This window comes from Vitiosangium sp. GDMCC 1.1324, assembly GCF_003044305.1.
In the GTDB taxonomy this organism is placed as follows: Bacteria; Myxococcota; Myxococcia; order Myxococcales; family Myxococcaceae; genus Archangium.
Map to the genome: position 1 here is coordinate 742,460 of NZ_PZOX01000004.1, position 18,760 is coordinate 761,219.

The window sequence follows — 18,760 nt, forward strand, 5'->3', positions numbered from 1 at the left end:
GGCCAGCCGGAGCCTACAGGGACGGACGCTCGGGTTCCTCACCCGGGCCCAGGCCCGGAGGGTGAAGGAGCTCGCGCCCGGCGGAAGGCCTCGGGGCTCATGCCCCACCACCGCTTGAAAGCCCGATGGAAGGTGGCGGGCTCGCCATAGCCGAGCAGGAAAGAGACCTCCGCGATGGACATCCGGCGCCTCAGGTAGTCCTGAGACAGCTCGCGGCGCACGCTCTCCAGGATGCTCGCGTAGCTCTGCTCCTCCTCGGCCAGCTTGCGTTGCAGCGTTCGCTGCGGCATGTGCAGCGCCCTGGCCACCGCCTCGAAGGAAAAGTCCCCACCCGCCAGGGTGCGCCTCACCTGCTCGCGCACCCGCTCGGTGAGGCTGGCATTCACCGGCAGCTTCGCGAGCACGCGCTGCGCCTGCTTCTCGAACATGGCGCTCAACAGCGCGTCCGCGTGGACGAAGGGCCGCTCGGCGTCCTCGCGGGAGAACTCGATGTCGCTATGGGGTGCGCCGAAGATGAGCGGGCAGCCGAAGAGGGCCTCGTGCTCCCGGATGTCCGCGGGCGCGCGGTGGACGAAGCGCACCAGGAGCGGGCGCACGTCCGCTCCCGTGAAGAAGCGCGCCCCCATGGCGAGCTGGACCATGGCGACCTCGACCATGTGCCGGTGGGCCGGACGCCAGGGGCCCACGGGAGTGAAGCGCATGCGGACGCCGCGCTCCGTCTCCTCCACCAGGAAGCGCTCCCCGTCGCCCCAGACGCGCTGGTAGCGGCACCCGCGCACCATGGACTCCTTCAACGTCGCGCTCGTGAGAATGATGAGTCCGGCTGCATCATCCGGATCCACCTCGGACATGCGCGCCATGTGCAGGCCCAGGTTGTCGTCCCCGGTGATCTCCACCGCCCGCTCCAGGAAGGTGTCCAGAACGGTGTAGGGGATGCGCAGCTCGGGGTCGTCGAGGTCGGCCAGATGGAGGCCCACCTCGCGGCAGAGTTCTTCCACGGGCACACCGTGCTCGGCCGCGATGTTCAGCGCCTGACGGACCAGCCGGGAGGAGAGGGCGGCAGGGGGAGAGGGCATCGCCAGCAAGGACGGTAGCGACCGGCTGGCGTCCGCGGCAAGCCGTTCTGGCGCCAGGAGCCAATGCACGACACGCTTGCGGCTGGCACCTTCCGCCCATGAACGAGAACGCTTCCGCCATGGCCCTGCTCCCCCGACTGCATCTCTTCGAGCTCATCGACCAGGACTGGTACCCCCGCGCCTTGCGGGACCTGGGCACGGACTACCTCGAGACCGTCAGCAACCGCATGGGCATCTTCGACGGCGCGGTGGACGTCCTCGCGCGGGCCCTGCGTGCCTCGGAGCGCGAGGAATTGCTCGACCTGGGCTCGGGCGGCGGCGGTCCCCTGCCCCGGCTGCGGAAGCTGCTGGAGTCGAAGCACGGGTTGAAGCCCCACGTGGTGCTCACCGACCTGTTTCCCAACGCCCGGGCGGCGGAGCGGGCCCGGGCTCAGGGAGCCGACTACTTGGAGCGGCCCGTGGATGCTCTGCGGGTGCCGGAGGACCTGAGGGGCACGCGCACGTCCTTCAACGCCCTGCACCACTTCCGGCCCGAGCAGGTCCGGGCGATGCTCGCGGATGCGCAGGCCCGGGGCGTTCCCTTCGTCGGATTCGAGGTGGTGGAGCGCACGCCGAAGGGGATTCTCGCCACCCTGGCCGTCCCGCTGCTGGTGCTGCTCTTCACTCCGCTCATCCGGCCGCTGAGTCCGCTGCGTCTACTCTTTACCTATGTGATACCGGTGGCGCCCCTCACCATCACCTGGGATGGGCTGGTATCCGCGCTCAGGGCGCACCGCCCCGAGGAGCTGCGAGCCCTGACCGCCTCGCTGGCCCACGAGGGTTACACCTGGGAAGTGGGCCAGCTCCCGCAGCCCGCTAAGGGCACGCTCACCTACGTGCTCGGGCTTCCCACCGCCCGAGCCAACCCCTGAGGCGAGTCCCTCCAATTGCGAGCCTGAGACGCCCGCCGGGATGCCACCGGGAACGCCGTGCTGGTGACGCTCCGCACGTCATGGGAATCTCCGCACATGCGCCACTCCTTCGCTTTCACCCTGTCCGCCCTCTGCCTCGCGTTCGTGAGCCCGGTGCGGGCGCAGACCGTGACCTACGAGTACACCGACCTGACGAACTGTCCGCGCGACACTTCGATGGATGCGGATGCGGAGGAGCACGGCTCCGACGCGCCGAACATCTGCCCGGGTCCAGGTGGCGAGTATGAGATCACCGAGTACTTCAGCGTCTTCGACGTCCACCGGAGGGTCTCGTTGAAAGACGAGCGCGCCAATTTCTCGGTCACCCTGCGTCCGTCGAAGAACGAGTGCCCGGTGGCTCGTTACGGCAACAAGGTGGAGTGGCGGATGAAGGGTGGGAAGCCCTTCGCGGTGATTCAGCGCGTCACCTGCTACGCCCTCAACGAGAATGGAGGCGGTCCGGGCAAGCAGCTCGCGGAGTACCTGGTGGTGAAGGGCCTCAAGGGCTTCGAATCGATTGATGGAGCCGTGAGCACGAAGTCGAAGGATGCGAACGAGAAGGCACGCGCCATCGCGGACGAAGGACTCCGGGGCCGCTGAAGTCCCATCACCCAGATGCCGCCAGAGGAGTAGGGCTCGCCCGGCTCACGCCATCGCGACGAGCCGCCCCAACTGCCGCCAGTCCACGAGCTGCACGGACTCCTCGGCCAGGGAGAACTCGAGTGAGCGGCGCATGCCCATGACGTCTCCGCCCATCTGGAAGGGCACCTCGCGATCGAAGTCCATCCGCAGGCGCTCGACGAAGAAGTCATGCATCTTGGGCAGCGGGTGCGCGCCGCGCCACAGCTTGAACATGTTGCGCGTGGCCTCCAGCACCCCCGCGCCGTACACGCGCACGGACAGCCGGTGTGGCACCGCCTGGGCGAAGGGGAAGGCCTTGAAGCCAAAGCCCCACTCGGGCGTGGTGGCCGCGCCAGCGACTCCAGCGGGGCCCTCGTAGAGCAGCGCGCCGGTCTCTCCACCGGGCAGGGGCACCACGGTGCCGCGCGCATCCACGGTGAGCGCCGGGCTGCCCAGGTTGTACACCTTCACCCGGGGGTCTCCCGCGCCGAACGTGTGCCGGGGAATGGTGCGGGTGAACATGGCGCCCAGGTAGCCCCGCAGGCCCGCGTTCGCCTCGCGCAGGGGCCCGGGCGGGAACTTGGAGAGCTGGTTCTTGAAGTCCTGCAGCATCTCCGCGTCCCAGCCCGTACCGGCGAAGGGCGCCACCTTGTTCTCCGTCCGCACGAGCGAGAAGAGCCGCAGGGGAGGCAGGCGCTCGCCACACGCGGCGAGCTGGCGCAGGGCCTCCGAGGGCCTCGGCGCCCCGGTGACGCGCGCCCACGCATTTCCCGTGCCCAGCGGCAGCACGCCGATGGCCGGCAGCGCCAGCCCCTGCTCCCGCAGCTCGTTGAGCAGTCCGGTGATGGTGCCATCTCCGCCTCCGGCCAGCAGCAGCGTGGGCGGGTTGGGACGGAGCTGTTCGGAAATCCAGGTCCGGGCCTCCTCCAATGAGCGGGTCAGGGCGAGGCGGGCACGGGGGAAGACGCGCTGCACCATCCCGCCGACCCGTTCCGAGCCGCGGCGTGCGCGCAGGTTGACCATTACGGCGATGTTCATGGCGATGTCACTCTCCCCGAGCCATGTCACGGCTTGGTCATGGCGGGCGCGCCCGACCATCACATTCCGGTAACGGACACAGGCGGGCTCCCTCTCCCCGTCCGAGTGCGAGCGCTCTCCCAGGCTGTGGCGTGCCCCGGCCCGGCGCAAGCCGGACGCGCTGACCAGGCGTCCACCCGCCAGCAGAAGGCGCCGGGCCCTCGGGAGCGCCCGCGATCTCGAGGACTCTGTTCCGCCATGCGCGCCGCATCGGCCCTCCACCTGTTGCCGACAGACCCTCGCTGCCCAAGATGGAGATGACGCACAGCGGCGCACGAGGGGCCGTCCAGGACCCTCGCCTGGTGGGCGGGGTGCCAACTCCAGGTCAGGGGACATACCGTCCATGATCGGGACGGCGAGCCCCACACCGGCGGTGGGGGTTCGTCCCCAACAGGGGGAGACACCGTGACGGGTAGGGAGCCGGGTTCCCGCCCAAAGCCGTGAAATGACGGCGTTTTTGGAGTCCCCCGGGGTGGGTTGTGAGCATGGCGGCACGGCTGGTATCTGCAAGGTCGTACGCCCGGTAGCCGGCGGAACGGGCCCTGCAATCCCCGCCGCACATCATGACCTTCATCAAGAACTCGTACCCGGTGGTGGTGGTGCTCGCCCTCGCGCTCGGTGGCGCGGCCGAGGCGGCCCCACGCCGCGTGGTGGTCGCCAACGGCGACTGCAAGGACGCGGAGCTCAGCAGTCAGACCAAGGCCCTCTACGACACACTGGTGGCCCGCCCGGGGGAGAACGTCCTCACCGCGGCGGACTTCACCGAGCGTCTGTTCCCCCAGCCCTCCGGCAGCTTCGAGGACATCCAGCGGCAGCTCGAGGCCGCCCAGGGTCAGTTCTACGAGGCGCGTTATGCGAAGGCCGCCCAGGCCATCGACGAGGTGCTGAGGCAGGTGGCGCGCCTCCCGGTGGGCGCGGCCCGCTGGAAGCTGTACGTGGACGCGCAGCTCCTGCAGGCCCTCAACTACCGCTCCATGGGCAAGGTGAAGGAGAGCGACGACGCCTTCCGCGACGTGCTGCGGCTGGACGCGCAGTACAAGCTCGACCCGGACTACTACACGCCCTCCACGCGCCAGGCCTTCGACAAGCTGCGCCGCGAGCTGGTGAAGGGCAGGAAGGTGAAGCTGTCGGTGAAGTCCACCCTGCCCGCCTCCGAGGTGTTCCTCGATGGCCGGAGCGTGGGGCAGACGCCGCTGACGCTGGAGGTGCCCACCGGCACCTATGAGCTCACCGTGAAGAAGGGGGACACCGTGAGCTTCCCGCGCCAGCTCCCCGTGCAGGGCGAGGAGACGCCGGTGCTGGTGGACCTGGCCTATGAGGGCTCCATCTCGGCCAATCCCTTTCCCTGCCTCGCGTCCAACGCGGAGGGGGAGCAGGGGCTCTCCCACGCCATCCGCATGGGCGGCACGCTGGGTGTGGAAGAGGTCATCGTCGTGAAGCTGGAGCGCGCGAGCAGCGGACCGAAGTGGCTCGCCGCCACCGTGCTCAACGTGGAGGGTGGCCAGAAGCTGCGCGAGGGCGGTTTCAAGACGCAGGGGCTCGACGCCCCGGCCGCTTCGCTCTCCGCGCTGGTCGACTTCATCACCACCGGCAAGGCCCAGCCCAGCGTCGTGGTCGCCCAGGCCGATATCCAGCCCCCCTGGGAGAAGTCTTCCGAGAGCGCCGCGTCCGCCCCGGTCGCCACGGAAGTGACGGCGAAGTCCGGCACCGTGCGTCCCCTGCGCGTGGCCTCCTACGTGACGCTGGGTGCGGGCGTGGCGGCGCTGGCGGGCGTGGGCGTGCTGCGGATCGCCATCGGGCAGGACTCGAAAGCACTCGAGGAGGGCGGCCATCTCACCGCCAGTGGCAATGTGAAGGCCAACGACCCCGCCGGCCGGGAGATCCTCAGCGGCATGGCGCAGAAGGTCCGCCTCCACAACGGGCTGCTCATCGGCTCGTGCGCGGCGCTCGCCACCGGAGCCGTGATGTTCTTCCTCTCGCCCGCCGAGGCTCCGCCGCCCGTGTCGGTGGGCGTCGTGGCGGGCCCGGACGGCGCGGGCGCCTCGCTCTCCGGGACGTTCTGACGCCGGCTCGGGTACGTTCCCGCGCATGAACGTACTCCTGGCCCTGCTCCTGGCCGCGAGCGCCACCAGCGCTCCGGCCCCCCGCGCCTTCCGCGTCGATTACTTCCACACCGGCAACGCCACCGAGGAGCGCTTCAGCCTCGACCGGCTCGTGGTGGAGCCCCTGCCCTGGCCCGGCAATTCCTCGCGCGCCATCGACGAAACCAACCTCGGCAAGTACCTCTTCGAGGTGCGGGACCGGGACACGAACCGTCTGGTGTACTCGCGCGGCTTCGCCTCCATCTATGGCGAGTGGGAGTCCACTCCCGAGGCGCGCGAGGTGAACCGCACCTTCCACGAGTCCCTGCGCTTCCCCGCTCCGGAGAAGCCCGTGCAGGTGATTCTCAAGAAGCGCGCGAAGGACAACTCCTTCCGCGAGGTGTGGAGCCTCACGGTGGACCCCCAGGACATGTTCGTCGACCCGTCCGTCCCCGCTTCCCCCGGCGCACTGCTGAAGCTGGTGGAGAACGGCCCCGCTGCGGACAAGGTGGACTTCCTCATCCTCGGGGACGGCTACACCGAGCAGGAGCGCGCCAAGTTCGAGAAGGACGCGCGGCGGCTGGTGGACATCCTCTTCACCTACTCGCCCTTCAAGGAGCGCAAGCGCGACTTCAACGTCTGGGGACTCATGCCCGTGGCCCGGCAGTCCGGCATCTCCCGCCCCTCCACCGGCATCCACCGCGACTCGCCCGTGGGCGCCACCTATGACGCCTTCGGCAGCGAGCGCTACGTCCTCACCTTCGAGAACCGCCGCTTCCGCGACATCGCCGCGTTCGCCCCCTATGAGTTTGTCGAGGTGCTCGTCAACGGCAACACCTACGGCGGCGGCGGCATCTTCGGCCTCTACAGCACCGTGGCCGCCGACAGCCTCTGGTCTCCCTACGTCTTCGTCCACGAGTTCGGCCACCACTTCGCGGGGCTCGCGGATGAGTACTACACCTCGGACTCGGCCTATGCCCCGGCCGAGGAGCGCGTGGAGCCCTGGGAGAAGAACGTCACCGCGCTCAAGGACCCCTCGCGCCTCAAGTGGAAGGACCTGGTGGCCGCCAGCACCCCGCTGCCCACGCCGTGGAAGAAGGAGGAGTACGAGCAGCACGCCAACCAGGTGCTCAAGGAGCGCCGCCGCATCCGCGCCGAGCGCCGCCCCGAGTCGGAGATGGATGCGCTCTTCACCTCGCAGCGCGACTGGGAGGAGCAGTTCCTCTCCCACCAGCAGTACTCCGGCCAGGTGGGTGCCTTCGAGGGCGCCATGTACGAGGCCCGCGGCTACTACCGGCCCCAGCTCGACTGCGTGATGTTCACCCGGGACCGCGTGCCCTTCTGCTCCGTGTGCCAGCGCGCCATCTCCGAGGTCATCGACCTGTATGCGGGCAAGGGAGCCAAGGCGAAGCCGGCCCCCTGAGGACGCTCGCCACGGCCCGGGAGCGGGGACCCGGGCCGCCAGGGCGTCCGTCCCCTGCCTGCTGCCGCCCGGGTTGTACGTCGCCAACCTGACAGGGAAAGGAGGCGGACACCCCATGGGCATGATGCACAATCAGGAGACGGAGTCCTGGTCTGGTGAAGGCGTAGGAACGAACTCGGAGTCCTTCCTCGCGCGAATCAATCGTGAGGTACCCGAGTACTCTCCGGCCGACGCAGCGGAGGCGGTGATGAGCGCGCTCTGCGCACGGCTCCCTGGCGGCCTGGTACAGGAGTTGAGGGAGCAGTTCCCCGAGAGCCTGCGCCAGCTCTTCCAGCACTGCTGGAAGGAGAGGAGCGCTCCGGCGCGCAAGTTCGACAAGGACGACTTCTACCTGGACATCGCCGAGCACATGCAGACCGAGCCCGAGAACGTCCGCCTCGTGCTCTATGTCGTCTTCTCGGCCATCCGCTCGCAGATCACCGAGAAGCTGGCGGACAAGATTGGCAGTGAGATGCCGCCCAACGTGGCCGGCACCTGGGAGGCCTCGCACCGGGCCGCGGAGCGGCCTCGCTGAGTCTCGCCCGGAAACCCCGGAGGACCTCGAGCCTTCCGGGGCTTCTCTTTTCCCTAACGGCCCGCTCCCGGCCCCGGCCCCGGTTCAATCGAGAAGACGAGCGTCACCGTCGCCTGCACCGTCTGCTCCTGTGGCTGGATGGGAGTCGTCACGTCCGCCGCCCTCGACAGCTCGAAGCGCCCCACCACCGGAATGGGGTGCTGCGGCTCCGTCACCGTGCTCGCGTCCAGCACCGGCCCCAGCTTCACCCCCAACGACGTGGCCAGCACTTGCGCCGACTGCCTCGCCCGCTCCACCGCGTTGCGCAGCGCATCGCCCTGCACCGTCTCCGGCTTGCTCAGCCCGAAGCGCACCGACTCCACCCGGTTCGCCCCCGCGCCCAGCGCCGTGTCCAGCAGCGTCCCCACCCGCGCCAGCTCGCGCACGTGCACCTCCACCACGTTGCTCACCCGGTAGCCCTTCAGCTTCGGCGCCTCGTCCGGCTTCGCCGGGGGCTGGTACTCCGGCGACACCGTGTAGTTGCGCGTCTCGATCTCCTTGCGAGGGATGCCCGCCTGCACCAGCGCCGCGATCACCTTGTCCATCTTCCGCGCGTTCTCCTCCCCCGCCGCCTTCGCCGTGGGCGCCAGCGTCTCCATCGCCAGGTCGATGAAGGCCTCGTCCGGCGCCACCTTCACCTCGCCCGTGCCTTCCACGCGGAGGGTCCGCTCGGAGGGATGCACCACCGACGGCGCCGCCGGAGCCGAAGGGGGTGGCTGCCTGGATTGGGCCATGACGGCTGGGGCCAGGGTGCTCATCAAGAGGACGAGCAGCAGGGCTGTGCGCACGACCGGCATCGAAGGGCCTCCTGGGGCTCAGGGTTCCTCCTCAAGGTGCGTCCCCGGGAAAGCCGTGGCAGCGCACGGTGGAGCGGTCTGGCCGGCCGTCTGGTGAACAGGTGAGCCCCCTCCGTGTGACACGCTCCCTCGCTTCCAGGGTCTTCCGCCAAGCACGGGGAGCGGTATTGTCGTGCCCCATCGGCCCCGGCTCGCGAAGGCTCGGGCGGCGGAGGGGAGAGCCATGCGGATACTGTTGTTCCTGGTCGCGCTGCTCGCGGGGGGGTTCGCGGGTTACCTGCAGTTCTTCAACAAGACGCCCTATTCGTCGTACTCGAAGGCGCAGCTCGACCAGCTCGAGGCGGAGCACTCCCGGCAGCTCCAGTCGGCCAGTGGCGACGCGTATGACACCCATCTCATCTCGCTGGCGATGATCCGCGAGGAGCGCGAGCGGCCCCTCAAGGTCCAGATGGCCCTCGGCGGGGCGGGGGTCTCCTTCATCACCGCGCTCGTCCTGACGCTCGTGCGCAGCAGGCGCCGCGACGACTCGTCCCGCGACGAGGCTCAGGCTCCGGCTCACGAGCCCGTGGGTCACTATGCATCGCCCTCGAAGGCCTCGCGCGCCCAGGCCGCGGCGCTGCTCGGCGTCCGTCCGGATGCGCCTCGCGCCGTCATCGAGGCCGCCCTCCAGGCCCAGCTCGCCGAGAGGGACCCCGCCCTGCTCCATGGGCTCGCGCCGGACCTGCGCCAGCGCATCCTCCAGCAGCGCGAGGAGCTCCTCCAGGCGGGGAACCTGTTGCTGGGCCGACAGGAGATTCCCTTCTCCCCGGACGGCTCCCAGGGCTGAGCATCGCCGGGCGGCCCTCGCTGTCCACCTTCCATCGAAGGCTGCGTCCCCCGGTCCGTTGCTCCGGGGACAGGCGCTGCCCATTCTCACCCGCGGCCGGACCGGAAGTCCCTCCAGGGACCTGGTGCGGCCCTGAGGTTCGAGGGGGGAAATCACTGTGGTCCATGACAGCCTACGCCTGCGCGTCACCCGTATTACGCCCGAAGCCGAAGGCATCCGGTCCTATGAGCTCGTCCCCATGGAGGGTGGCGCCCTGCCCCCCTTCGAGGCCGGCTCGCACGTGGATGTCCATGTGCCCGGAGGCTTCCTGCGCCAGTACTCGCTCTGCAATGACCCGGAGGAGAGGCACCGCTACGTCATCGCCGTGCAGTGCGATCCGAAGGGACGCGGCGGCTCCCAGGCCATGCACGAGCGCGTGCGCGTGGGCGACGTGCTCACCACCAGCCTCCCGCGCTGCGACTTTCCCCTGCTGTACGCGCGAAGCCATGTGCTGGTGGCCGGAGGCATCGGCATCACCCCGCTGCTGTCCATGGCCCACGCGCTCCGGCGCCAGGGCGCTCGCTGGCACCTGCACTACTGCACCCGCTCGCCCGAGCGCACCGCCTTCCGCGAGCTGCTCACCTCACCCGCCTTCGCCGGCCACGTCACCTTCCACCACGACGGAGGCGACCCGGCCCGGGGGCTGGACGTGCGAGCCCTGCTCTCCACGCGCTCCGGAGGCACCCGCCTCTACTGCTGCGGCCCCGCCGGGCTGATGCGGGCCGTGCGCGAGGCTTCCCTCCAGCACACATGGCCCCGTGAGAAGGTCCACTTCGAGGCCTTCTCCGCCGAGGCCTCGGGCGCCATCAGCGACCGGGCCGACACCGAGTTCCAGGTCGTCATCCGCAGCACCGGCGCCTGCTACCCCGTGCCTCCGGGAAAGACGGTGCTCAACGTGCTGCGCCAGAATGGGTTGCGCGTCCCCAGCGACTGCGAGGCCGGCACCTGCGGCACCTGCCTCACCCGCGTGCTCGACGGCGACCCCGATCACCGCGACACCTTCCTGCCCGAGGCCCGGCGCGCCGCGCGCTGCGACATGCTCGTCTGCGTGTCCCGCGCCCGCTCCAGGAAGCTCGTGCTGGATTTGTAGGCCCTCGGGCCCGGCGCCTCACGTGCGCGCCTTGGCCACCCACTCGCGCACCTGCTCGCGCAGCTTCTGCGGATCAAACGGCTTGTCCACCCGTGCGTTCTGCACCGTGTCCATGAAGGCTCGCGCCGCGGGCGTGAAGGCGCCTCCGGTGACGAACACCATCCGGCGCGCCACTCCCGGCGCCGCCGCCGACAGGTCCGCGTGCAGCTCCATGCCCGTCAGGTCCGGCATCATCAGGTCGCAGAGGATGACGTCCACCTCGGTGCCCTTCGGGCCCTTCAGCAACTCCAACGCCTGGCGCGAGCTCGTCATCACCTCCACGTCGTGCTCGCGCGCCAGCGTCCGCCGCAGCGCCGAACTCACCATCACATCGTCATCGACAATCATTACCCGGCCACGCACTCGCGCACTCTCCTGCTCCTGTTGCACCGGACGCACGACCTGGGATGGGCTCTCCGGCGCCGCGGCGGCCCGTAGTGTCACACGAACCACGGTCCCCTTGCCCGGCTCGCTCTCCACGGCGATCTCCCCCCCCATGGCCGTGATGAATCGGTGACATAGCGCCAACCCCAACCCCGTCCCCACACCCACCGGTTTTGTGGTGAAGAAGGGGTCGAAGATGCGACCCATCACCTCCGGGGGTATCCCACAGCCGGTGTCACGGACCTCGGCCACCACCCGCTCTCCGTCGCGCCGCGTCACCAGACGGATTTCATGCTGCGCCGCCTGCCCCTCGGGCAGCGCCTGCGCCGAGTTGATGAGCAGGTTGAGGAAGACCTGGGACAGGCGGGACTCGTTGCCGTCCACCCACCCGGACTCTCCCCCGTACTCCTTCACCAGGCGGGCCCGCGGCGTGAGCTCGTTGCCCGCCAGCTTGACGGCCGAGTCCAGCACCGCATGCAGGTCCACCGGCCCGCGCGCCTCCTCGTCGCCGCGGGAGAACGTCTTCAGGTCCTGCACAATCCGCCGCACCCGGTCCGCGCCGTGCCGGGCCTCGCTCAGCACCCGGTCGATGTCCTCGAGCCGTCTGCGGCCCGGCGCTCCCAGGGGCAGCTCCCGCCCCAGCGTGGATGCCTCGGTGATGGCGTACTCCAGGTTCGAAACGATGTAGGCCAGCGGGTTGTTGATTTCGTGGCCCACGCCCGCGGCGAGCGTGCCCACGGCCGCCATCTTGCCCGCCTCCACCAGCTGGGACTGGGCCTGACGCAGGGCCCGGAGGTTCTCGTCCAGCTCGCGGTTGGCGGCGGCCAACTCGCGCGTGCGCTCGTCCACGCGCGCCTCCAACCAGCGCTCGCGCCGCTTGAGCCGGCCCACCCGCAGCGCGTACACGCCTCCGGCCACCGCCCCCACGCCCAGCACGCACAGCGCGTAGAACCACAGCGTCTGGTGGAAGCGCGGAGTGACGGTCAGCTCCACCACGGCACCGGGCTCGGTCCACACCGCGTCCCGGTTGGCCGCCGTCACCTCGAAGCGGTAGTCCCCCGGAGGCAGGTGCGTGTACGAGACGGCGCGCCGGTCCTCGGCATCCACCCAGTCCGCGTCATGGCCCCTCAGCCGGTAGCGCAGGGGCGGCCGCGTGGAGTCCTCCAGCGACAGCGCGGTGAAACGGAACTCCACGTCCCGCTGTCCTGGCTCCAGCACCAGCCTGCCCGAGAGCGGCACCGGCCGGCCCTGCACCCGCACCTCCTCCAGACGCGGCTCGGCGGACGGCCGGTGCACCACCACGCGCGCCGGGTCCACCGACACCACGCCCCGCAGCGTGGGAAACCACAGCCGCCCGTCCCGCGCGCGCCACCCCGAGGGGAGCGCGGCCCCGTTGCACTCGGAGCTGCGCATGCCGTCGCGCCGGTCGAAGATGATGGGCGCCACCGTGGTGCGCGAGCCCTCGGCCACCTCCTCCAGCTCGCGCCGGGACACCCGGAAGATGCCCCGGTTGCAGCTCATCCACAGGTGGCCCTCCGCGTCCTCGAGCACGCGGAAGACGGCGTCGTCGTAGAGGCCCTGCGCGGTGGTGTAGCGGGTGAAGCGCCCGGCGCGCAGCAGCGTGAGGCCCGTGTTCGTCGCCACCCACACGCCGCCCCGGGGGTCCGCGTACACGTCCAGCACCCGGTTGCCCGCGAGCCCGTCCGCGGTGGTGTAGCGGGTGAAGGACTCGCCCGACAGCCGGTACAGCCCGCCGAAGGTGCCAAACCAGAGCGCCCCCTCGGAATCCTCGGCCACGGCGACGACGGGCTGCGCCGGGCCACCCCGCTCGGCGCCGAAGGCGGTGAAGGTGCCCTCGTGCAGCCGGCTCAAGCCCCTGGCGGTGCCGAACCACATCCCGCCGCGCGAGTCGGCGAAGAGGGAGAAGAGCACGTCGTCCGGCAGCCCCTGCTCGCGGCCCACCCGGGTGAAGCTCCGGCCGTCGTAGCGGAAGGCGCCCCCGGTGGTACCCACCCACAAGGTGCCCTCCCGGTCCTCCGCGAGCGCGCGGATGTTCTCCTGGGCGAGCCCCTCCTCCGGGCCGAAGTGCGTGAGCACCCCGTCCTTCAGGCGCGTGAGCCCGCCCGACAACGAGCCCACCCACACCGCCCCCTGCCGGTCCTCCAACACCACCGAGGCCAGCTCGTCCCGGAGGCCCTCGGGCTGGCCGAAGGTGACGAAGGGCGCGTCCCGCAGCCGGCTGAGGCCGCTCGTCATCATCCCCACCCAGAGCGAGCCCTCCCGGTCCTCCATCAGCGAGAGCACCCCCGCCCCGGGCAGGCCCTGCTTCGGGCCAAACACCGAGAAGCTCCCCTCCGTCATGCGCACCAGCCCCCCCGCGTTGGTGCCCACCCACAGGTTGCCGTCCCGATCCTCCGCCAGCGCCATCACCCGGTCGTCCGGAAGCCCATCGCGCGTGGTGAAGAGCCGGGCATGGCCCTCGTGGAGGCGCACCAGGCCGTTGTCCGTCCCCACCCAGGTGGCCCCATCATGGCTCTCGAGCAGCGCCCGCACCGCCACCCGGCCCACGCCCCCCGGCAGGCGCACCGTCTCCACCCGGCCCTCGGACAGACGCACCAGCCCCTTCGCCGTGCCCGCCCACACGACGCCGCCATGGTCCACCAGCAGCGCGTTCACCCACTCCGACGGCAACCCCTCCGCGGTGCCGTAGCGGCGCGTCTGCCCGTCCCTCACGTGGAAGAGACCCTCCTGCGCACCCACCCACAGGCCCCCCTCCGCGGCCGGCACGAGCGAGAACACCTCCACCTCGCCCGGCCCCCCCGAGGCCATGCGGTGGAAGCGTCCCTCCCGGTACACCAACAGTCCCCGCCCCGAGCCCACCCACAACGTGCCGGACGCGTCCTCGGCGATGGCGCGGATGACCTCGTCGCGCAGCTCCGGCGTGTTGCGCTTGTCGTAGACGGTGAAGTGCACGCCGTCGAAGCGCGCCATGCCTTCCCACGTCGCCAGCCACAGGTAGCCGTCACGCGTCTGCGCCAGCGAGAAGACCGTGTTCTGCGGCAGCCCGTCCTCGTCCTTCCAGGCCTCGTGGCTGTATTGCGTGACGCGCCGGGCCGGGTCGAGCGCGAGCGCGGGCTGCCACACGCCCATGAGCACCGCCATGGCCAGCACCCGCAGGCCGAGCATCCCGTCTCGTCGCATTCCGGCCATCATCTGCCATGCCCGGCTGTCCCGGAGCAAACCCCCTCACCGGCCCCTCCGGGACGAGCGCCCGCGGCCCTCACACCCAGGACTGTGCGTGAAAACAGGACGAGGAGCCGAGCAAGGCATTGCCTCGACGCCTCCTCGAACCCATTGGAGCTCCCAGGACCTACACCCCGGAGCCTGTGCGCGAGAAGATGCGCCGCAACAGGGCCTCGCCCTCGGAGCGGGGCGGCGCCGAGGACACGAACGAAGGCAACCCGGGGCCCTCGAAGCGAGTCGACTGGGTCTCGACACCCGTGCGCGGGAAGCCGAGACACCCGGTGCACTGAGCGGTGAAGGGAAGCTGTCCGGACGGATGGAACATGGTGGCCTCCCCGAGAAGGAACGCCGCAGCGACGCAGTGTGCCCTCCGGGTCTGACAGTCCAGCGCATCCGGGCCCTGCTCCGTCTGGCGCGCCACCAGCCGGGGAACCGGGCCCGTCATTCACGCCCCATTGCAGCTCCATTCCCCCAAACCACAGCTTGCCAGCGGACACTCGAAAGGAGTCCGACACATGAAGTCCGTTGTCCGGATTGGTTTGTGTGTGGCAGCGCTGTGGGGCGGCGCGGCCCTGGCAGGGGATGAGTCATACGGCGGCTCCGGCCTGAACCAGGGGGCGTCGACATACCATCATGAGGGGTTGGGCTCCCAGACCGGGCTCTACGTCCTGTTGGGCGGAGGCACCGAGGGCTACACCGGCGCGAACGCGCCCGACCTGAACATCGGCTTCTCCTACGGCGCCACCGTGGGCTACAAGCCCACGAAGATGCTGGGCCTGGAGGTCGGCTACAACGGCGGACTCACTGACATCGACAGAGCGGGCCCGGGCGGCGCGGCCAATGGCGCGGACATCGTGCGCAACGCGGGCCAGGCGGCCGTCACCGTCGGCCTCACCGCCACCGCGCTGCAGCCCTACCTGATGGGCGGCATCGGCATCCAGAACTACAACGTGCGCGGCCTCAGCCCGCTGTTCGGCTACACCGATGACACCGCCGGCTACGTGCCCGCCGGCGTGGGCCTGCGCTACAACATCGGCCACCTGCTCACCGCGGACGCCCGCGTGGACTACAACTTCCCGTTCTCGCAGAGCTTCGCGCCCAGCGGCGCCAATGGCGCGTGGGACGGACGCTACCAGGCGCTGTTGCAGATCGGCGGCACCTACTAGCCAGACACTCTCCTCTGGCCACTCCGGGAGGCCCGGGGGCGCTCATGCCCTCGGGTCTCCCGCGTGCGTTTCCGGCTCAGGGGAAGCGCGCCAGGAACGCGCCCAGCTTCGCGCCCGCCTCGCGCGTCGCCGGATCCAACCCCGACCCTCTCGACGCCGGCAGTTGCATCGCCAACGTCACCAGCGCCGGCTTCATCTCGTCCCAGGCCGCCCGCGCCTCCGCCTCGCTTCCGAAGTGGCGCGCATGCACCAGCCACCCCGAAATCCCACACGTCAGCGCATGGAACGAGCGCGCCGGCTCCGCCTCCAGCGTCATGCGCAACCCCGCCGGGTGCTCCTCATCCCGGACGATGATGCCACCCTCGGACCCCTCCAGCCCCAACGTGCGCCCTTCCTCCACGGGCCTCCAGCCCTGCTCGTCGCTCATCGCCTCTCGTGCCTCCCTCGCCAGGCGCACCCTGCTCCAGCAGCGGACGCTCCGGCAACCGCCTGTCCGCTCGCGCGTGCGCTTCCCGGCAGGCGGGCGATTCCCGTCCCGGAACCCTTCCATTTTCCTTCGATTAACCCTGTCTTATCTCCCACACTGCCCGTATGAGTTTTCGGCTCCGACACCCCGGATAGCCAGAAAGCCTCTACGGAATCCATACACGCGCGTGTCTGGAATGAAGACCCGGGACGATTGTCGGATGGGCGCCTCCCAGGCCGCCTGCACCCCAGGCGTTTACACCCCAATCAGGAGCCCGACATCCATGAAGCGCATCACCATCACCATCCTGCTGCTCGCTACCGCCGCAGGGTGCAGCACGAACCGTAGCGCGACCGGGGGGCGCGCGGCGCGAGAGGGCAATGGCACCGTGACTGGCATCATCATGCTGGGCGAGGGCGTGGGACCGAAGACCGGAGACTTCTGCGAGGGCCTCACCGTGAAGGTGACCCACGCGAGCGCCCCCGAGGACGTGCTGGGCGACCGCATGGTGAAGGTCAGCCGCGGCCGCTGCAGCTACCAGGTCGCCCACCTGCCCAGCGGTGGCGAGGAGCTGCAGTTCACCGTGACGCCGTCGTCGGCCTGGAAGTGCGACAACGGCACCGCGCCCACCATCAGCTCCGCGCCGCAGTCCATCAAGCTGCAGAACTGGCAGACGCTGACGCAGGACTTCCGCGTGACGTGCGAGGCCCCGGCGGCCGCGACGTCCACGCCGTGAGGTAGCCCTCGCATCACCGGGCCCCGGTTCGCACCACGAGCCGGGGCCCTCTTGCCCTACCGGGCGCCGTCTCTGCCCAGGTGACACTTCTTGTACTTCACCCCGCTGCCGCACCAGCAGGGGTCGTTGCGCCCGGGACGCTCCCGCCGCTTCGCGGGAGACGACATGCCGAGCTCGCGTTGGAACAGCATGCTCAGCCGGTGACGCGAACGCCGGGCCCGCTCGACCTTCTCCCGCTGTGCCACGTCGAGCGTCCCACCGAGCTGCTCGATGGCATCCTCCAGCTCGATGACGGTCTGATCGGCGAACAGATCCTCCACGTCCTCGTCCAGCGGGTACTCATCGAGGACCCGAGCCAGGGGCTCGAGGGCGCGCGAGTCCCCATAACGCGCCAGGTTCATCGCCCCCCGCTCTGGGTCCTCCTGAAGCTGCCCGAGCAACGCCGTGTAGATGCGCTCGTCCTTCACGCCACAGTGGGACAACAAGGAGAGCAGCCCGAAGCGCTCGTCCGCGCGCCGAGCGTCGGCGAGCACCTCCAGAGCAACGGGAGCCACCGCGGACCCGAACGCCTCCAGCCCCCAGAGGAGCGCCACATAGAGCACCTCCCCCGGGTCGGCGTGCATGAGCCGCCGCACCATGGGCGCGAGGGCCTCGGGGTCCCTCCGCCGTCCCAACAGCCTCGCCGCGTGGGCGGGCGCGAACCCCTCTCCCGGCGCCGTCCTGGAGACCAGCGACTCATCCCGCAGGAGCTCCAACAGCGGCTCCACCACCTCGGAGCCCCGCGAGAGAAGGTCCGCGTTCAAGTCCTCGGGGAGCTTCTCCGAGTGCTCCAACACCTGGCGCACCCGCTCCCGCGCATCCCCCTCACCCATGGGGCCAGCCTCCCCGGAGGAGCCGGTGGACCTCCTCCACGAGCAGCGGATCCCCCGAGGCCGCGAACTGCTCGGGCAGCGCCGAGAGCAACTGCCACGCCTGCTCCCACCACTCGGCCAGCTCCGAGGCGTCCACCAGCCCCCGCCCATGCAGGAACTCGCCCCACGGGCGCAGCGCGAGCGCCGTGGCGGCATGCGCGTGCGGATGCAGGGCCCGCTCCTCGGCCATCCCGCGCACCCAGTGCTCCAGGTCGCTCAACACGGGCAGCAGCAGATGCATGGCCCGCTGCACCTTGCCGTGATGCCCGAAGGGGCCGGGCAACAGACGGAAGAGCTCCGGGAAGAGCAGCTGCGTGCGCCCCCAAGGCCATCCCTGCCGCATCCGCAGCTCCGGCTCGAAAGCCAGCACCAGCGCCCGCTGCTCGTCGAAGAACTCCTCCGGAGGCAGGTCGAGCACCTCCTTCCCGGTCCTGCGCGGCCACGGCTCCCGGCCGGTGCGCAACCCCAGCCCCAGTCCCACCCAGTGAGGCACCGCCCGGGCGAAGACCGAGAGTTGCTCGTTCAACTGATCCAGCGACAGGTCCGGCGAGTCCCTCAGCTCCGCGTCCATGCACGTGAGCACCGCCCGCGTCACGTAGTCCATCCGGGTCCACTCGGCGAGCGACTCGTCCTCGCGCACCCGCGGCCACGCCTCCAACAGCCCCGCCCGCGCCTCCTCGAGCCGGCCCCGGAAGAGACACCACTCGGCCAGCCGCGACACCAGGGCCGCATCCCCCGTGTGCCGCGCCAGCGACACGAGCGCCCCCTTCAAGTCCCGGCCCGGCAGCCGCAGCGCCAACTCCACGCGCCAAGTGCGCACCGCCGGCTCCGCGTCATGTACCCGTGGTGCGAGCTCCTTCCAGGCATCCAGCAGCCCCTCGAACTCCGCGTACCGGCCGGAGTCCTCCAGGGCCTGCTCGACGCGGCTGGCCACCTCGAAGGCATCCTCCTCGTCGAACCCCGGATGCCGCGCGGCCTCGCGCGCCAACACCAGCTTCTCGTCCACGGAGGCCGCCATCAGGTGCTCGTAGAAGGTCAGGGGCAAGCCCGAGGCCTCCTCCTGTCCGGTGAGCTCCTGCGAATCCCCCGTCGGCCGATGCTCCGGCCGTGCCTTGTCGTGCGGTTCGTTCCCCATGGCTGCGGCACTGTAGACATGACCGCGGAAGTTGGCACGAAAATATGACCGCGGAAGTTGGATGCAATCCTTGTGCACTCGGGGCGT

General features: G+C 70.2%; 17 protein-coding genes. 9 read left to right on the top strand and 8 right to left on the bottom strand.

All coding sequences use genetic code 11. From position 1 onward, the window contains the following. Window positions 1–38: 38 nt before the first annotated feature. Complete coding sequence (locus tag DAT35_RS15945; RefSeq protein ID WP_108067834.1) at window positions 39–1,076, bottom strand: AraC family transcriptional regulator ligand-binding domain-containing protein; 1,038 nt, start codon at window positions 1,074–1,076, stop codon at window positions 39–41. Between the two features lie 119 nt (window positions 1,077–1,195). On the opposite strand from DAT35_RS15945, the gene DAT35_RS15950 reads away from it, so the two are divergent. Continuing rightward, entirely contained in the window at window positions 1,196–1,987 is a 792-nt protein-coding gene (locus DAT35_RS15950) for a hypothetical protein (protein ID WP_233261495.1), read from the top strand. A gap of 96 nt (window positions 1,988–2,083) precedes the next feature. After that, window positions 2,084–2,626 carry a hypothetical protein gene (locus tag DAT35_RS15955; RefSeq protein WP_108067836.1) on the top strand — a complete coding sequence of 181 codons (543 nt, stop codon included), beginning with the start codon at window positions 2,084–2,086 and terminating at the stop codon, window positions 2,624–2,626. 45 nt (window positions 2,627–2,671) lie between these two features. Here DAT35_RS15955 and DAT35_RS15960 read toward each other — a convergent pair whose 3' ends face one another. Continuing rightward, a complete protein-coding gene (locus DAT35_RS15960; protein ID WP_108067917.1) occupies window positions 2,672–3,685 on the bottom strand; it encodes a diacylglycerol kinase family protein in 1,014 nt (337 codons plus the stop codon). A 602-nt stretch (window positions 3,686–4,287) separates the two neighbouring features. Between DAT35_RS15960 and DAT35_RS15965 the strand changes: the two genes are divergently transcribed. From DAT35_RS15965 to DAT35_RS15975, 3 genes are all read left to right on the top strand, one after another. Beyond that, a complete protein-coding gene (locus tag DAT35_RS15965; protein ID WP_108067837.1) occupies window positions 4,288–5,787 on the top strand; it encodes a PEGA domain-containing protein in 1,500 nt (499 codons plus the stop codon). A gap of 25 nt (window positions 5,788–5,812) precedes the next feature. Beyond that, entirely contained in the window at window positions 5,813–7,228 is a 1,416-nt protein-coding gene (locus tag DAT35_RS15970; protein ID WP_108067838.1) for an IgA Peptidase M64, read from the top strand. Between the two features lie 115 nt (window positions 7,229–7,343). After that, a complete protein-coding gene (locus DAT35_RS15975; protein ID WP_158501725.1) occupies window positions 7,344–7,802 on the top strand; it encodes a DUF2267 domain-containing protein in 459 nt (152 codons plus the stop codon). A 53-nt stretch (window positions 7,803–7,855) separates the two neighbouring features. Here DAT35_RS15975 and DAT35_RS15980 read toward each other — a convergent pair whose 3' ends face one another. Then, a complete protein-coding gene (locus DAT35_RS15980) occupies window positions 7,856–8,638 on the bottom strand; it encodes an SIMPL domain-containing protein (RefSeq protein ID WP_233261496.1) in 783 nt (260 codons plus the stop codon). Window positions 8,639–8,861: 223 nt separating this feature from the next. Between DAT35_RS15980 and DAT35_RS15985 the strand changes: the two genes are divergently transcribed. Continuing rightward, a complete protein-coding gene (locus DAT35_RS15985; protein ID WP_108067840.1) occupies window positions 8,862–9,464 on the top strand; it encodes a hypothetical protein in 603 nt (200 codons plus the stop codon). A 157-nt stretch (window positions 9,465–9,621) separates the two neighbouring features. Further along, the gene (locus DAT35_RS15990) at window positions 9,622–10,593 is read left to right on the top strand and encodes a PDR/VanB family oxidoreductase (protein WP_233261497.1); all 972 of its coding nucleotides are present in this window, start codon (window positions 9,622–9,624) and stop codon (window positions 10,591–10,593) included. A gap of 18 nt (window positions 10,594–10,611) precedes the next feature. Here DAT35_RS15990 and DAT35_RS15995 read toward each other — a convergent pair whose 3' ends face one another. Both DAT35_RS15995 and DAT35_RS16000 read right to left on the bottom strand, forming a co-directional pair. Further along, window positions 10,612–14,217, bottom strand: coding sequence for a two-component regulator propeller domain-containing protein (locus tag DAT35_RS15995; protein ID WP_158501726.1), 3,606 nt, complete (start codon window positions 14,215–14,217; stop codon window positions 10,612–10,614). Window positions 14,218–14,386: 169 nt separating this feature from the next. Then, on the bottom strand, window positions 14,387–14,704 hold the full coding sequence (locus DAT35_RS16000; RefSeq protein WP_108067843.1) for a hypothetical protein: 318 nt from the start codon (window positions 14,702–14,704) through the stop codon (window positions 14,387–14,389). Between the two features lie 70 nt (window positions 14,705–14,774). Here DAT35_RS16000 and DAT35_RS16005 point away from each other — a divergent pair, with 70 nt between their 5' ends. Continuing rightward, entirely contained in the window at window positions 14,775–15,425 is a 651-nt protein-coding gene (locus tag DAT35_RS16005; RefSeq protein ID WP_108067844.1) for an outer membrane beta-barrel protein, read from the top strand. Between the two features lie 76 nt (window positions 15,426–15,501). Here DAT35_RS16005 and DAT35_RS16010 read toward each other — a convergent pair whose 3' ends face one another. Next, window positions 15,502–15,852 carry a hypothetical protein gene (locus tag DAT35_RS16010; protein WP_108067845.1) on the bottom strand — a complete coding sequence of 117 codons (351 nt, stop codon included), beginning with the start codon at window positions 15,850–15,852 and terminating at the stop codon, window positions 15,502–15,504. A 322-nt stretch (window positions 15,853–16,174) separates the two neighbouring features. Between DAT35_RS16010 and DAT35_RS16015 the strand changes: the two genes are divergently transcribed. Next, a complete protein-coding gene (locus DAT35_RS16015) occupies window positions 16,175–16,627 on the top strand; it encodes a hypothetical protein (RefSeq protein WP_108067846.1) in 453 nt (150 codons plus the stop codon). A 56-nt stretch (window positions 16,628–16,683) separates the two neighbouring features. Here the strand turns inward: DAT35_RS16015 and DAT35_RS60705 are convergent, their stop codons facing one another. Together DAT35_RS60705 and DAT35_RS16025 are read right to left on the bottom strand one after the other, a co-directional pair. Next, the gene (locus DAT35_RS60705; protein ID WP_233261498.1) at window positions 16,684–17,499 is read right to left on the bottom strand and encodes an SEC-C metal-binding domain-containing protein; all 816 of its coding nucleotides are present in this window, start codon (window positions 17,497–17,499) and stop codon (window positions 16,684–16,686) included. Further along, window positions 17,492–18,673: a hypothetical protein gene (locus DAT35_RS16025; RefSeq protein WP_108067847.1), complete on the bottom strand. Its 1,182-nt coding sequence runs from the start codon at window positions 18,671–18,673 to the stop codon at window positions 17,492–17,494. The genes DAT35_RS60705 and DAT35_RS16025 overlap by 8 nt, the downstream gene beginning before the upstream one ends. Window positions 18,674–18,760: the final 87 nt, after the last annotated feature.